Origin of the sequence: Pseudomonas sp. GM24, from assembly GCF_000282235.1 — a bacterium.
Classification (GTDB): Bacteria; Pseudomonadota; Gammaproteobacteria; order Pseudomonadales; family Pseudomonadaceae; genus Aquipseudomonas.
Genome location: NZ_AKJR01000095.1, coordinates 1 through 14,467 on the forward strand (window position 1 = coordinate 1; position 14,467 = coordinate 14,467).

Annotated in this window: 12 protein-coding genes; 7 read left to right on the top strand and 5 right to left on the bottom strand. The window is 60.2% G+C overall.

Annotated features, from left to right (window positions below; all coding sequences use genetic code 11):
* Positions 1-33 precede the first annotated feature (33 nt).
* A complete protein-coding gene (hydA, locus tag PMI23_RS13160) occupies positions 34-1,473 on the bottom strand; it encodes a dihydropyrimidinase (RefSeq protein ID WP_007918789.1) in 1,440 nt (479 codons plus the stop codon).
* A 626-nt stretch (positions 1,474-2,099) separates the two neighbouring features.
* On the opposite strand from hydA, the gene PMI23_RS13165 reads away from it, so the two are divergent.
* From PMI23_RS13165 to PMI23_RS13175, 3 genes are all read left to right on the top strand, one after another.
* Positions 2,100-3,584, top strand: coding sequence for an NCS1 family nucleobase:cation symporter-1 (locus tag PMI23_RS13165; RefSeq protein WP_007918787.1), 1,485 nt, complete (start codon positions 2,100-2,102; stop codon positions 3,582-3,584).
* 158 nt (positions 3,585-3,742) lie between these two features.
* The gene (locus PMI23_RS13170; protein WP_007918780.1) at positions 3,743-5,026 is read left to right on the top strand and encodes a Zn-dependent hydrolase; all 1,284 of its coding nucleotides are present in this window, start codon (positions 3,743-3,745) and stop codon (positions 5,024-5,026) included.
* A 127-nt stretch (positions 5,027-5,153) separates the two neighbouring features.
* Positions 5,154-6,095, top strand: a complete 942-nt coding sequence (locus tag PMI23_RS13175; RefSeq protein ID WP_007918777.1) for a DHH family phosphoesterase — start codon at positions 5,154-5,156, stop codon at positions 6,093-6,095.
* Here the strand turns inward: PMI23_RS13175 and PMI23_RS13180 are convergent.
* A complete protein-coding gene (locus PMI23_RS13180) occupies positions 6,065-6,931 on the bottom strand; it encodes a CAP domain-containing protein (protein ID WP_007918776.1) in 867 nt (288 codons plus the stop codon). The genes PMI23_RS13175 and PMI23_RS13180 overlap by 31 nt on opposite strands.
* Before the next feature lie 280 nt (positions 6,932-7,211).
* Complete coding sequence (locus PMI23_RS13185; RefSeq protein ID WP_007918774.1) at positions 7,212-7,982, bottom strand: alpha/beta hydrolase; 771 nt, start codon at positions 7,980-7,982, stop codon at positions 7,212-7,214.
* A 122-nt stretch (positions 7,983-8,104) separates the two neighbouring features.
* Between PMI23_RS13185 and PMI23_RS13190 the strand changes: the two genes are divergently transcribed.
* A complete protein-coding gene (locus tag PMI23_RS13190; protein WP_177321055.1) occupies positions 8,105-9,049 on the top strand; it encodes an aldo/keto reductase in 945 nt (314 codons plus the stop codon).
* On the opposite strand, the gene PMI23_RS13195 is transcribed toward PMI23_RS13190, so the two are convergent.
* The gene (locus PMI23_RS13195; protein ID WP_007918771.1) at positions 9,046-9,960 is read right to left on the bottom strand and encodes a LysR family transcriptional regulator; all 915 of its coding nucleotides are present in this window, start codon (positions 9,958-9,960) and stop codon (positions 9,046-9,048) included. The two genes, PMI23_RS13190 and PMI23_RS13195, sit on opposite strands and share 4 nt — an antisense overlap.
* 135 nt (positions 9,961-10,095) lie before the next feature.
* Here PMI23_RS13195 and PMI23_RS13200 point away from each other — a divergent pair, with 135 nt between their 5' ends.
* Positions 10,096-11,151, top strand: a complete 1,056-nt coding sequence (locus PMI23_RS13200) for a tartrate dehydrogenase (RefSeq protein ID WP_007918770.1) — start codon at positions 10,096-10,098, stop codon at positions 11,149-11,151.
* Between the two features lie 89 nt (positions 11,152-11,240).
* A complete protein-coding gene (locus PMI23_RS13205) occupies positions 11,241-12,584 on the top strand; it encodes a dicarboxylate/amino acid:cation symporter (protein ID WP_007918769.1) in 1,344 nt (447 codons plus the stop codon).
* Positions 12,585-12,972: 388 nt separating this feature from the next.
* Here PMI23_RS13205 and PMI23_RS13210 read toward each other — a convergent pair whose 3' ends face one another.
* Positions 12,973-13,866: a LysR family transcriptional regulator gene (locus PMI23_RS13210; protein WP_007918767.1), complete on the bottom strand. Its 894-nt coding sequence runs from the start codon at positions 13,864-13,866 to the stop codon at positions 12,973-12,975.
* A gap of 97 nt (positions 13,867-13,963) precedes the next feature.
* Here PMI23_RS13210 and PMI23_RS13215 point away from each other — a divergent pair, with 97 nt between their 5' ends.
* Complete coding sequence (locus PMI23_RS13215) at positions 13,964-14,440, top strand: (R)-mandelonitrile lyase (RefSeq protein ID WP_007918765.1); 477 nt, start codon at positions 13,964-13,966, stop codon at positions 14,438-14,440.
* Positions 14,441-14,467 lie beyond the last annotated feature (27 nt).

Below are 14,467 nucleotides of genomic sequence, written 5' to 3' on the forward strand. Positions count from 1 at the left end.
ACGCAGAGCGTGGGAACGATCATCTTCGGGGGATCAGCGTTTCACAGCAGTCGGCTTATGCAACTCAGCCCGCTTGCTCAGCAAATCAAACACCGCCGGGTACGCCGGCCGTTCGATGTACCGACCGGCGCCGCGCTCGGCGCGCAGGTCGCCATCGGCCCAGACCAACCGGCCCTGGCTGACGGTATGGCTCGGCACGCCGCGCACGGTCTTGCCTTCGAAGATGTTGAAGTCCACCTGCTGATGGTGGGTCTTGGCGGAAATGGTGCGGTTGCCTTGTGGATCCCACAGCACCAGATCGGCATCGGCGCCGACGCGAATCGCGCCTTTGCGCGGATAGAGGTTGAAGATTTTCGCGGTGTTGGTGGAGGTGAGGGCGACGAAATCCTGCATCGATAAACGACCACTGTTGACGCCTTCATCCCACAACACCGCCATGCGATCTTCGATACCCGCCGTACCGTTGGGAATTTTGCTGAAGTCATCGCGCCCGGCGGCTTTCTGCTCGGCGCAGAAGCAGCAGTGGTCAGTCGCGGTGGTGTGCAGATTGCCGTTTTGCAGCCCGTGCCATAGCGCCTCTTGATGACCGCGCGGGCGGAACGGCGGGCTCATCACGTAACCGGCAGCGGTCTGCCAGTCCGGATGTTGATAGACGCTGTCGTCGAGCAGCAAATGCCCGGCAAGCACCTCGCCGTACACCGGCTGACCCTTGCTGCGCGCATAGGTGATTTCGTCGAGGGCTTCCTTGGTCGAAACGTGCACCAGATACAACGGTGTGCCGAGGGTTTCAGCGATACGAATCGCCCGACTGGCCGCTTCGCCTTCGACCTGCGACGGCCGCGACAGCGGATGCGCCTCCGGCCCGGTGATGCCTTGGGCCATCAACTTGCGTTGCAAGTGATAAACCAACTCGCCGTTTTCCGCGTGCACGGTCGGCACCGCGCCGAGTTCCAGGCAGCGCTCGAAACTCGCCACCAGCGTGTCGTCGGCGGCCATGATCGCGTTCTTGTAGGCCATGAAATGCTTGAAACTGTTGATGCCGTGATGGCTGACCAACTCGGCCATTTCCTCACGCACCTGCTCGCTCCACCAGGTAATCGCGACGTGGAAGCCATAGTCGGAGGCGGACTTTTCCGCCCAGCCGCGCCACTGATGAAAGGCTTCCATCAGCGACTGCTGCGGATTGGGAATCACGAAATCAATGATCGATGTGGTGCCGCCGGCCAGACCGGCCGCCGTGCCACTGTAGAAATCCTCACTGGCCACAGTGCCCATGAAGGGTAGTTGCATGTGGGTGTGCGGATCGATGCCGCCGGGCATCAGGTATTGGCCGCTGCCGTCGAGTACTTCGGCGCCGGCGGGAATATCAAGGTTTTCACCGATGGCTTTGATCACGCCGTCGGCGCAATAGACGTCGGCGCGATAACTTTCATCATGGGTAACAACGGTGGCGCCACGGATCAACAGAGACATTCCGAGTTCCTCGCAGGCATTGACCGACTTGTGTCGGTTCTAGATGTTTTATTGATGTACGGCGTTGCAGGGTGTATTCCTGTCAGCGCTGTCAGGAATAGAAACTAGTCGCAGATTTGCAATAGATCAAGATTATTTTTTATAAGCTTATGACTGTTTTAAGTGTATGAAAAATAACGATAAAAAACGTAAATCACCAAAATGGTGAGGCCGTTCACCATTTTGACGCACTTGACAGGATGGAAATATGAGCAAGATTTCCTATGTGAAATCAGCCGCTTGAAGTTGAGCTGCGGTTGCTCGCTCACGATGAAAATAAATGCAGTGCACCAGATTGAGTCCTGTCTGTTCGGACAACTTGCCAGGTGTTTAGCCTGAGCACCCAGACAAGTTTCCGCGAACTCACCCGGTGAATAATTAAAACTGATGAATATCAGAAAGTTGCAAAGCGTTTAACGCTCGGCCCGATGCGCAAGCGGGGCACCCGGCACGTTTATTGATGCCGCCGCTGACACCATGGCCGGTGCACGAAAGTTGTCAGTTCCTCCGGCCATCGTCCGGCTCGCACCCTCGTGTGCAAGCCGCCTGATGAGCAAAAAAATAATCAGAAGAACAGTGGAGCGGCCATGCAACAGAACAGATCGCAAGTGACCGAGCGCGACGGCTTGTATGAACTCGAAGCCGGCAGCGACGTCCTCGACAGTCCCCGTTACAACCACGACATGGCACCGACCAAGGTGCGCGAACGAACCTGGAACAAATGGCACATCACCGCGTTGTGGGTCGGCATGTCGATCTGCGTGCCGACCTACACCCTCGGCGGTGTCCTCACGGCTTACTTCGGCCTGACCGTTGGCGAGGCGTTGCTGGCGATTCTGTTTGCCAACGTTATCGTGCTGATTCCGCTCACACTGAACGCCTTTCCCGGCACCAAGTACGGCATTCCGTTTCCGGTGTTGCTGCGCTCATCGTTCGGCATTCTCGGTTCCAACGTGCCGTGTTTGATTCGGGCATTGGTGGCGTGTGGCTGGTTCGGCATTCAAACGATGTTCGGCGGGCTGGCGATACACCTGTTTCTCGGCTCGGTGTTCGAGGGCTGGAAATCCCTCGGCGGCACCGGGGAGGTGATTGGCTTCATGATCTTCTGGGCGCTGAACCTGTGGGTGGTGATTCGTGGCGCCGAGTCGATCAAATGGCTGGAAACCTTGTCGGCGCCGTTGCTGGTAGCGGTGGGCATCGGCCTGCTGGTGTGGGCGATGCCCAATGTGTCGATGACCGAGCTGCTGGCGATTCCAGCGAAACGTCCGGAGGGCGCCAGTGTGGTGAGTTACTTCGCCGCCGGGCTGACCGCGATGGTCGGGTTTTGGGCGACGTTGTCGCTGAACATTCCGGACTTCAGCCGTTACGCCAAGAGCCAGAAAGATCAGATCCTCGGGCAGATTTTCGGTCTGCCGCTGACCATGTTTCTGTTCGCTTCCCTTGGCGTAATCATGACCGCTGCGTCGGTGAAACTGGTCGGCGTCACCGTGTCTGATCCAGTCAGTCTGATCGGCCACATCCAGAGCCCGGTGTGGGTGGCGGTGGCGATGGCGTTGATCATCATCGCCACGCTGTCGACCAACACTGCTGCCAATATCGTCTCGCCGACCAACGACTTTCAGAACATCGCGCCCAAGGTGATCAACCGCACCAAAGCGGTGTTGCTGACCGGGTTTGTCGGGCTGGCGCTGATGGGCCATGAGCTGCTGAAAAAACTCGGTTTGATTGTTTCCGATGTCAGCCTGGAAACCGTTTACTCCAACTGGTTGCTGGGCTATTCGAGCCTGCTCGGGCCGATCGCCGGGATCATGGTGGTGGACTATTTCCTGATCAAGAAACAGCAACTGGACCTGGCCGGGTTGTACCGCGACGACGTTTATCCAGCGTGGAACTGGGCCGGTTTTGTTGCGTTTGGCGTGCCGGTGGTGCTGACCTTGTTGTCGCTGGGCAGCGATGCGTTCAGCTGGTTTTACAGCTATGGCTGGTTCACCGGCTCGGCGCTGGGCGGGATTATTTATTACGGGTTGTGCGTGATGCGTGCACAGCCTTCGGTCGTGAAAACAGCGGTGTGAATGAGGGCCCCATCGCTGGCAAGCCAGCTCCCACAGGGATCGAGTCGTACACAAATTGTGTGTTCACTCAAGAACCTGTGGGAGCTGGCTTGCCAGCGATAGCGGTCTACCAGACACCACAGCAGTATCCATAAGAAAAGCAGCCTGAGGAGATCCCCATGAACGCAGCCGTAGACGTTCTGCAATCGAGCCATCAGCACATCAACCGCGATCGCCTGTGGGCGTCGCTCATGGAGCTGGCCAAACTCGGCGCCACGGTCAAAGGCGGTGTCTGTCGCCTGGCCCTGACCGATCTCGACCGCCAGGCCCGCGACCTGTTTGTGCAATGGTGCAAGGACGCCGGATGCAGCGTCACGGTCGATGCTGTCGGCAACATCTTCGCCCGTCGCCCCGGGCGCAATCCGAATCTGCCACCGGTGATGACCGGCAGCCACATCGACACCCAACCCACCGGCGGCAAATTCGACGGCTGCTTCGGCGTGCTCGCCGGCGTCGAAGTCCTGCGCACGCTCAACGACCTTGGCGTGGAAACCGAAGCGCCGCTGGAAGTGGTGGTCTGGACCAACGAAGAAGGCTCGCGCTTCGCCCCGTGCATGATGGGCTCCGGGGTGTTTGCGGAGAAATTCACCCTCGAAGAAACCCTCGCCAAGGTCGATGCCGACGGTGTCACCGTTGGCGAAGCGCTCAACGCCATCGGCTACGCCGGCCCGCGCGAAGTCAGCGGGCATAAGGTCGGCGCTTATTTCGAGGCGCACATCGAACAAGGCCCGATCCTCGAAGACGAGCAGAAAACCATCGGCGTCGTGCTCGGCGCGTTGGGCCAGAAGTGGTTCGACCTCAAGCTGCGCGGCGTCGAGGCGCATGCCGGCCCGACACCGATGCACCTGCGCAAAGATGCACTGGTCGGCGCTTCGGTGATCGTCGGCGCCGTCAACCGCGCCGCCCTCGGCCATCAACCCCACGCCTGCGGCACCGTCGGTTGCCTGCAAGCCTATCCCGGCTCGCGCAACGTCATCCCCGGTGAAGTGCGCATGACCCTCGACTTCCGTCACCTGGAACCGGCGCGCCTCGACTCGATGATTGCCGAGGTTAAACAAGTCATCGAGGCCACCTGTGAAGAGCACGGTCTGACTTATGAACTGACGCCGACAGCAGACTTCCCGCCGCTGTACTTCGAAAAAGGCTGTGTGGAAGCGGTGCGCGGCGCGGCGAAAGGGCTTGGCTTGTCGAATATGGACATCGTCAGCGGCGCCGGGCATGACGCGATTTTCCTCGCCGAACTCGGCCCGGCCGGAATGATCTTCGTGCCGTGCGAGGGCGGCATCAGCCACAACGAAATCGAGAACGCCGCGCCGGATGATCTGGCGGCCGGCTGTGCGGTGTTGTTGCGGGCGATGCTGGCGGCTTCGGCGATGGTCGCGGGAGGACAGCGCGCAGCCTGAAGATCAAAAGATCGCAGCCTTCGGCAACTCCTACAGGGAAACCATAGATCCTGTGCAGGAGCTGCCGGAGGCTGCGATCTTTTCGCTGTCACCACAACGTCATGAAAATGTGCGATTTTGCCGGCCCATGAAAATCATCACCTCCGGCGCGTCCTATCTGGACATCGACGCCTACGCCTGCTGCATCGCCTACGCAGAATTGCTCAACCTGCAAGGCATTCCCGCCCGCGCCGCCAGTAACGCACAACCCAACGCCAGCGTTTCGCACACTGTGCTCGGCTGGGCTGCTGCTTTTGACGATTACCCGCCGACGCTGGACGATGAGTTTGTCCTGGTCGATGTCTCGGACTATCACCATTTCGACCCGATGGTGGTGCTCGAGCGGGTGGTAGAAATCATCGATCACCATCCAGGGTACGAAACCTATTGGCAGCAGAAGCTTGGGTCTGCCGCCGATATCCGTGCGATCGGCGCTGCGGCAACCCAGGTTTTTCAGCGCTGGCAGACGGCCGGTGTGCTGCCGCAGATCAGCGTACAAAGTGCCGCTTTGCTGGCCACCGCGATTCTCGACAACACGCTGAACTTCAGCGGGCAGATGACCACCCCAGCGGACATTGAGGCTTACGTCGACCTCGCTTCACGCTCAAAACTGACGTCAGACTGGCCCCGACAATATTTTCTCGAATGCCAGACTCGCATCGAATCGGACCTGGCCGCTGCCTTGGCAGCCGACTCGAAGCGCATGAAACCCGAGAGCAACCTGCCTGGCTTCTTCGCACAAATGACGGTGTGGGATGCAGATGCCTTGCTGCAAAAACACCGGCCGATGATCAAGCGCTGGATGGCAGAGCAGGGCGATGACTGGCTGCTGAATGTAATCAGTATCCGCGACGGCAAAAGCTGCTTTCTGGCGCCAGCCGAGGTCAGCCAGCAAAAGCTCAATCGCTTATTGCCACTCGACTGGCAGGCCGGATTGGCCGTGCGGTCGCCGTCAATGCTGCGCAAGGAATTGTTGAAATTGGGGCTGGACGCTGGCAGTCACTGCGCACCAAATACCATCGTCCAGTAAACCCCTTCATCACTGCGCGCCTCACTGGCAAACCCGGCACCAACCTGGGTAAACATCGGGTTCATCAGGTTGGCGCAATGCCCGGGACTGGCCAGCCATCCGGCCATGGCCTTGCCCGGTGAACTCTGTCCAGCCGCAATGTTTTCGCCAATTTGCCGACCACGATAACCCGCCGCACGGGCACGATCGGCGGGCAGGTCGCCATCCGGGTCGCGGTGGGCAAAATAGTTGCCGTAAGCCATGGCTTTGCTGTGTCCCTGTGCGGCGGCGCCCAGCGCGGCGTTCCAGCTCAATGGCCGGGCGGCGGCGAAGCGCTGGCGTCCGCACATCCGTGGCCGGGCGCGCGCGGCGTTGACCTCAGCGAGCAGCGCCTTGCCGACGCTGCGGTTATCGCCAACGCGGCTGTCGAGCACCGGTTGCGCCAACACCACTTGCCATTCATTGCGCGAACGACTGATGCCGATATCGGCGTAGCTCGCATCCAACAGCGCGGCGCAGTGCTCGTCTTGCAGCATGTCGAAGGCCTCTTCGGCGTCCTCGGCGCCGACCACGCGAATACTGCGCACAGCGATGGCGGAATAGCCTGACGACTTCAACGCTTCACGCATGCCGCCGGCGTAGCGATAACCAATCGGCAAGGCTAGGTTCGACTTCAGCGCCAACGGTGCCAGCCGTTGCGCCGGGCGTCGATCACAGCGTTGTGGATGGGCGCGATAGTCGTTGATGGCGGCCACCAGTTGTCGCTCCGCACCGGCATGGGCGGTTGCAGCGAACAGCGGCGAAAGGATCAGCAGGCACAGCGAAACCAAGCGAGACGAGCGAACGGCGTGGCGCATGAGACGGGCAGCTCTGAAGAGGGACAGCGCAAAAGTTGAGTGAACCGCAGAAAGCGGCGCGGATAGGACTGGGCTTTTTGGACTTGGTTCAAGGGGCGGGGAGAGGTTTTGTTGTGGGGCGACGAGGCGCTGGTTGTTTCAGGAAGATCAAGCGTGGTTGGACTGGCCTCATCGCTGGCAAGCCAGCTCCCACAGGGTGCGGCGTCGTACACAAAATTGTGCTCGCCACAAAAACTGTGGGAGCTGGCTTGCCAGCGATGGCGCCCGCCCAGCCAACACATCAGCGATTCAACACATCCGCCATCCACTGCAAATACTGCGCACGGTCGGAGATCGAGTTATGCCCCGAGTCCGGCACCACCCTGAGCACCGCCGCGCCTTGCGGGAAACTCTCCAGCAAACGCTGGGTGCTGGCGCGCGGAATCACCTCGTCGTCACTGGCTGCAAGCAACAGCGTCGGCACGCGAATATGCGCGGCGTACTTGCCTGACTCGAAACGATCCTTGAGCAACCACTTCACCGGCACCCAGGGGTATTGCCGCGCCGCGATTTCTTCGAGGCTGTTGTAAGGCGTCACCAGAATCAACTGTTGTACTGGGCGCTGACTGGCCAGACGCACTGCCACTCCTGAACCGAGGCTGCGCCCGACCACGGCAACCTGCGGGTGACTGGCGTAGACCTGATCGAACAGTGCCAGCGCATCCTCGGCAATCGCCGTCTCGGACGGTGAGCCGCCGCTGCCACCGAAACCGCGATAGTTGAGCAGATACACCGCGTATTCGGGAAACGCATCGGCAAACTCCGGCAGATTGCGCGACACATCCTCGGCATTGCCGCCGAAATAGATCAGCGCCCGTGGCCCGACACGTTCGCGGGTGAGCACCGAAACCTGCGCGTCCGGCATCGACAAGGTCAGTTGTGAGTCGGTGTTTGTGAAGGCATTGGGCTGCGGAAAATAGATCAGCGAGCGCTGAAAAAAGAACAGCGCCGCGCACAGCACCAGGTACACGGCAACGATCAATGCGACGAGTGACATCAGGGTTCGGGACATTCGGCTACTTTTAACGGTGTGTGAAGGATCGCTGTCGCAGTGTAGTTCAGCGCCGCCAACGGACGAGCCACACACACACACACACACAACATGCAACAGATCCACGCAGCAGGGGAACCAGCATGAGCCACACTGAGGGTTACTCCCGTCGCCGATTGCTCACGCTGGCTGCCGGGGTTTCGGCGGTCTTCACCTTTGATCGGGCGTTGGCCACAACCACTACGTCCGCGACTTCCGGAGGCCATGCCATGCAGACCCGCGCCATCCCATCCAGCGCCGAGTCGCTGCCCATCATCGGCCTGGGTACTTATCGCGGTTTCGACGTCGCCCCCGGTGATCCAGCCTATCGACAATTGCCGGCGGTGCTGGATGAGCTGTTCAGCAAGGGCGGCACGCTGATCGACAGTTCACCGATGTATGGCCGGGCAGAGGAAACCACCGGTGAGCTGCTGTCGATCCACGAACCGCGTTCGCCGGCGTTTCTGGCGACCAAAGTGTGGACGCGCGGACGTAAGGAGGGCATCGCGCAGATGGAGCAGTCGTTCAGCCTGCTGCGCACCGAACGCATCGACCTGATGCAGATTCACAACCTGCTCGACTGGCAAACCCACCTGCCAACCCTGCGTGAATGGAAAGCGCAGGGGCGCATCCGCTACATCGGCATCACCCATTACACGCCCTCGGCCTACGAGGAAGTCGAAGCAGTGCTGAAGGCCGAACCACTGGATTTTCTGCAAATCAATTACGCCCTCGATGACCGTGGCGTGGAGAAACGCATCCTGCCGCTGTGCCGTGAGCGCGGTGTTGCGGTGATTTGCAACCGGCCGCTTGGTGGTGGTGATCTGCTCGCGCGGCTCAAGGGTAAGCCGCTGCCAGGCTGGGTTTCCGATGTGCAGGTCAACAGCTGGCCGCAACTGGCGTTGAAGTTTCTGCTCTCGCATTCGGCGGTGACTTGCGTGATCCCGGGCACGGGCAATCCACGTTACATGGCCGATAACGCCAGGGCCGGGTTCGGGCCGATGCTCACCGATGCGCAGCGCCATCAGTTGATTGCGCTGCTCGGTTAATCGCCCGGAATATGCAGATTGTCGATGTGCTTGAAGCGCTCGACCAGAAAGTCGATCAGGCTGCGCACCCGCGCTGACAGGTGCAATTGCTGCGGGTAGACCGCATACACGTCGGCGCGTGTCGGCGTCTCGTCCTCCAGCACCAGCCGCAAGCGGCCGCTGCGCACATAGCGAGCGATGTCCCACTCGGCGCGCAGCAGAATGCCGAACCCTTCCAGCGCCCAGTTCAACGCCACCTCGCCGTCGTTGCAGCCCAGTGCCCCGCGCACCTTGACGTTCTGCGTACGCCCACCGTTGGTGAAACTCCACACCCCGTACGGCGTTTCGTTCTGGCGCAAAAAGATGCAGTTGTGCTGCTGCAGATCGGCAAGTTTTTGCGGCGTGCCATGTTTTTCCAGGTACAGCGGCGAGGCGCAGAGCAAGCGGCGGTTGGAGGCGATCTTGCGCGCATGAAACGCCGCATCGGGCAGGGTGCCGAAACGGATGCCCAGATCAAAGCCGTGGGTGGCCAGATCCAGTGGGTGGTCGCTGATTTCCAGCTGGATTTCCACCTCCGGGTATTGCGCGAAAAATGCCGCCAGCGCCGGACCGATGTAGCGGCGACCGAAACCCAGCGATGCATTTACCCGAATCAGTCCCTTGGGCGTCGCACGGCTGGCGCCGATCAATTGCTCGACCTCGTCGATCTGCGTGAGGATCCGTGCGGCGTGGGAGAAGTACAACTCGCCCTCGGCAGTCAGGCTCATCGAGCGTGTGGTGCGATTGACCAGACGCACGCCCAGCCGCGCCTCCAGTGCGGTCAGGCGTTTGCTCACCGCTGGCGGCGTCACGCCCAGTTCGCGGGCGGTGGCGGCGAGGCTGCCCTTGTTGGCCAGCAAGTGGAAAAACGACAAATCGAGGGTCTGACTCATTCGTAACTCAAAGTTATGGATGTAGTGATTTTCGGTAACTCATAGCTTTCAGGTCACTACATATACTCCGATCACACCCCGCCGGACAGCCTTGTGCGGCAGGCAAAACAAAAACGTGAAAGAGTGGAGTGGACCATGAACGCATACAACATTGCAGCGGTACCCGGCGACGGTATTGGCGTGGAAGTAATCGCCGCTGGCGTCGAAGTACTGCAGGCCCTGTCGAAAAAATCCGGCTTTGAACTGAAGTTCAAACACTTTGACTGGAACTCCGACAACTACCTGAAAAACGGCCACTACATTCCTGACGGTGGCCTCGAGGAATTGAAAACCTTCGACGCGATCTTCTTCGGTGCAGTCGGTGCACTCAACGTGCCGGATCATATTTCCCTGTGGGGCTTGCGCCTGCCGATCTGCCAAGGCTTCGACCAGTACGCCAACGTGCGGCCGGCGCGAGTGTTGCCGGGGGTGAAAAGTCCGTTGCACAACGGCGAGCAGATCGACTGGGTGGTGGTGCGGGAAAACTCCGAGGGTGAATATTCGGGCAACGGCGGCCGCGTACACCGGGGCCTGCCGGAAGAGGTCGCCACCGAAGTCTCGGTGTTCACCCGCGCTGGCGTCGAACGCATCCATCGCTTCGCCTTCCAGTTGGCGCAGAGCCGTCCGCGCAAACATCTGACCATGGTCACCAAGTCCAATGCCCAGCGCCACGGCATGGTGTTGTGGGACGAGATTTTCTACGAAGTCGCCAAGGACTTTCCCGACGTCAAGATCGACAAGGAACTGGTCGACGCGGTGACCACGCGCATGGTGCTCAAACCGTCGACGCTGGACGTGATCGTCGCGACCAACCTGCACGCGGACATCCTTTCCGACCTGGCCGCTGCGCTGTCCGGCAGTCTCGGCATTGCGCCGACCGCCAACCTCAACCCGTCGCGCAACTTCCCGTCGATGTTCGAACCGATCCACGGTTCAGCCTTCGACATCACTGGCAAAGGCGTAGCCAACCCGATTGCGACCTTCTGGACCGCCGCAATGATGCTTGAGCACCTCGGCGAAAACGCGGCCGCCAAGCAGTTGATGTCGGCCATCGAAGCGGTCACCGAGAGCGGTCTGCACACGCCGGATCTGGGCGGCACTGCTACTACGCGGCAGGTCACCGACGCGGTGATCGCGCTGATCAATCGCTGATTCCTACCGATTCAAGCTGCGGCATAACGCCAAGGGGTTCTGCGGCCCCTTGGCCCTTCCTGACAACAATAAAAAATCAGGGCCCTGTCATGAAAAGAATATTCGGCAAGCTGTACGTGCAAGTCCTCGTCGCCGTGATCCTCGGCGCACTTATCGGCGTGCTGGTGCCCGAGACCGGCACCGCGCTCAAACCCTTGGGCGACGCGTTTATCAAACTGATCAAAATGCTATTGGCGCCAGTGATTTTCCTGACGGTGGTCACCGGCATTGCGCGCATGGAAAACATGAAGGAGTTGGGCCGCGTCGGTTTTCGCGCCTTGATCTACTTCGAAGTGGTCTCGACCCTGGCGCTGGTCATCGGCCTGATCGTGGTGGACGTGTTCAAGCCCGGTGCCGGCATGAACGTCGATGTTGCCAGTCTCGACACCAGCAGCCTGGCGACGTACACCACGGCGGCCAAACACGCCTCGTTCATGGATTTCGTCATGGGCATCATTCCCGACACGATTGTCGATGCGTTCGCCAAGGGCAACGTCCTGCAGATCCTGCTGTTCTCGATCCTCCTGGGTATTGCGCTGGCCCATGTCGGACCGCGTGGCAAAGTGTTTGTCGATACTTTGGAGAGCCTGATGCAAGGCATGTTCCGCATCGTCAACATGGTCATGCGCCTGGCCCCCATCGGTGCCTTCGGTGCTATCGCATTCACCATTGGCAAGTACGGTTTCGGCTCGCTGTTCTCGCTCGGCAAACTGATGGCGTGCGTCTATCTGACCTGCGCGGTGTTCGTGGTTTTCGTGCTTGGGCCGATCTGCCGTTACAGCGGTTTCAGCCTGTGGAAGTTCCTCAAGTTCATCAAGGAAGAGTTGTTCACCGTGCTCGGCACCAGCTCATCCGAATCGGTGCTGCCGCAAATGATTTCGAAGATGGAAAAGGCCGGCGTGTCGAAACCGGTGGCCGGGATGATCATTCCCTCGGGCCTGACCTTCAACCCGGATGGTCAGGCGATCTACTACACCATCGCCGCGATCTTCATTGCCCAGGCGACCAACACGCCGTTGACCCTGGCCGATCAACTGATTGTGTTGGCGGTGTTGATGTTCACCTCGAAAGGCTCGGCGGGGGTGACCGGTTCGGGGTTCATCATTCTCGCGGCAACCCTGGCCTCACTCGGTACGATTCCGGTGGCGGGCATGGTGCTGCTGTTGGGGGTCGATCGATTCATGTCGGAAGCCCGGGCGATCACTAACACCATCGGCAACGGCGTCGGCACCATGGCCATCGCCAAATGGGTCGGGGCACTGGATACCGAGAAAATGCACAGGGCGTTGAATGGCGAAGCTGAAGAGCCTGCCGTCCAATCCGCGCAGGCTGAGAAACCCGTCAGTCACACCGCGCCCCTGGTCCCGAGCCTCAAGCGCGCCGCCCAGCAATAGCGGTGATGCCTTGAGGGAGCAAACTTGCTCCCGCAAGGCTTTAGATTGTCGCAACCGTTATGCCGAATTCAGCGGCCTGCTATTTCCAAAGCCTCTGAAAAACTGTCAGGTCTGACAGTGGGAACAATTGTCGCGGTGATCAATCATGGCGGTCTACGTTTTCGACAAGGAAGCACCGCCATGAACAAGGCCGGCCAAGCGTTGATCGGCAGTGTTGCTGCCTGTCTGCTAGCGCTGTCCGGCAATGCTCGTGCGGAAACGGCGGAGTACATCTGTCAGGGGGGAGAGCGCGGACAAGAGGCGAGCCTGATGGCAAGTTCTGCGACAGAAGCGGCTGAGCTGGCCAGAATTCACTGGCGAACCGCCGGTTGTTACAAAAGAGCTGGGCTCAACCGCGATAGCGCAACGCCTCCAGCAACAGGGCAAACGCCGGCGCAGCCTGACGTCGGCTCGGGTAATACAGGTGATACCCGGCAAACGTCGGGCACCAATCCTCAAGCACCTGCAGCAAACGGCCGTCGGCCAGATACGGCGCGACGACGTTCTCCGGGATATAGCTCAATCCGAAACCGTCCAGCGCAGCGTCGAGCAACGGGTAAACGCCGTTCAGGGTGATCTGGCCGGACACCCGCACTTTCAGGCTTTCGCCAGCCTTTTCGAACTCCCAGCTGTACAACCCGCCGTTGGTGGGCAGGCGCAGGTTGTTGCAGGCGTGGTCGGTCAGATCGCGTGGCGTTTGCGGTGGGGTGCGTTTGGCGAAATAGGCGGGTGAGCCCACCACCGCCATGCGCATGTCGGGGCCGATACGGGTGGCAATCATGCCTTGCGCGACGTCTTCGCCCAGGCGTACACCGGCGTCGAAACCCTGGCCGGCGATGTCGACGAAACCATAATCGCAGCAGACCTCGATGGATATGTCCGGGTACTGCGGCAGAAAATCCTTGAGCACCGGGCGCAGCAACCAGTTCAGCGAGTGATCGGTGGCGCTGATGCGGATCTTGCCCGCCGGGGTGTCGCGCAGGTTGCTCAGCGCCGCCAGTTCCAGTTCGATTTCTTCGAAGCGCGGGCCGATGGTTTGCAGCAGGTGTTCGCCGGCTTCGGTGGGCGAGACGCTGCGAGTCGTGCGGGTCAGCAGGCGCAAGCCCAAACGCGCTTCAAGCGCGCGAATCGTGTGACTGAGCGCCGATTGCGAAACGCCGAGTTTGGCCGCCGCTTTGGTGAAACTGCGCTCGCGGGCCACGGCGAGGAAGGCGAGGAGGTCGGTGGCGTTTTCCCGAAGCATTGATGAGTGTCCTGCATAAGTTTTTTTGAATTCTAGTCGATTATCGGAAGAGTTCGGCTGGGTAAAGTAGTGGCATTGATTATCTGGAGGAATTGCCATGAACCCGATTGCCGCTTCTGCGTTGACCCTTTCCCTGTTGGCGGGTGAGGTGCAGGCCAATGACAATCCGCGCGTGACCGTGACACCCAATGGCTCACAAGCTTCGGCCAGAGGCCCGGCCGATTGGTTCACTGGCACTGTGCGTGTCGATGCGCCGTTCAAAGGCTCCGACGCGGCACGGGTCAGTGGCGCAACGGTGACGTTTGAGCCGGGCGCGCGCACCGCGTGGCATACGCATCCGTTGGGACAGACCTTGATCGTCACGGCGGGGTTTGGGTTTGTACAGGAATGGGGGCAGCCGGTGCGTGAGATTCGTCCTGGCGATACCGTGTGGATTGCGCCGGGGGCCAAGCATTGGCACGGCGCGGCGCCGACCACGGCGATGAGTCATATCGCTATCGCTGAAGTACTGGATGGCAAAGTAGTGGATTGGATGGAGCAGGTGAGTGATGAGCAGTATTCGCGTTCCGAGTGAAGCGCTTCCCTCACCCCAGCCCTCTCC

Bases quoted from the DNA above. Each gene is read 5' to 3' on its own strand.
- PMI23_RS13185 (WP_007918774.1), bottom strand. From the start codon at position 7,982: ATGTCCCGAACCCTGATGTCACTCGTCGCATTGATCGTTGCCGTGTAC.
- PMI23_RS13175 (WP_007918777.1), top strand. From the start codon at position 5,154: ATGAAAATCATCACCTCCGGCGCGTCCTATCTGGACATCGACGCCTAC.
- PMI23_RS13165 (WP_007918787.1), top strand. From the start codon at position 2,100: ATGCAACAGAACAGATCGCAAGTGACCGAGCGCGACGGCTTGTATGAA.
- hydA (WP_007918789.1), bottom strand. From the start codon at position 1,473: ATGTCTCTGTTGATCCGTGGCGCCACCGTTGTTACCCATGATGAAAGT.
- PMI23_RS13195 (WP_007918771.1), bottom strand. From the start codon at position 9,960: ATGAGTCAGACCCTCGATTTGTCGTTTTTCCACTTGCTGGCCAACAAG.
- PMI23_RS13180 (WP_007918776.1), bottom strand. From the start codon at position 6,931: ATGCGCCACGCCGTTCGCTCGTCTCGCTTGGTTTCGCTGTGCCTGCTG.
- PMI23_RS13190 (WP_177321055.1), top strand. From the start codon at position 8,105: ATGAGCCACACTGAGGGTTACTCCCGTCGCCGATTGCTCACGCTGGCT.
- PMI23_RS13210 (WP_007918767.1), bottom strand. From the start codon at position 13,866: ATGCTTCGGGAAAACGCCACCGACCTCCTCGCCTTCCTCGCCGTGGCC.
- PMI23_RS13205 (WP_007918769.1), top strand. From the start codon at position 11,241: ATGAAAAGAATATTCGGCAAGCTGTACGTGCAAGTCCTCGTCGCCGTG.
- PMI23_RS13200 (WP_007918770.1), top strand. From the start codon at position 10,096: ATGAACGCATACAACATTGCAGCGGTACCCGGCGACGGTATTGGCGTG.
- PMI23_RS13215 (WP_007918765.1), top strand. From the start codon at position 13,964: ATGAACCCGATTGCCGCTTCTGCGTTGACCCTTTCCCTGTTGGCGGGT.
- PMI23_RS13170 (WP_007918780.1), top strand. From the start codon at position 3,743: ATGAACGCAGCCGTAGACGTTCTGCAATCGAGCCATCAGCACATCAAC.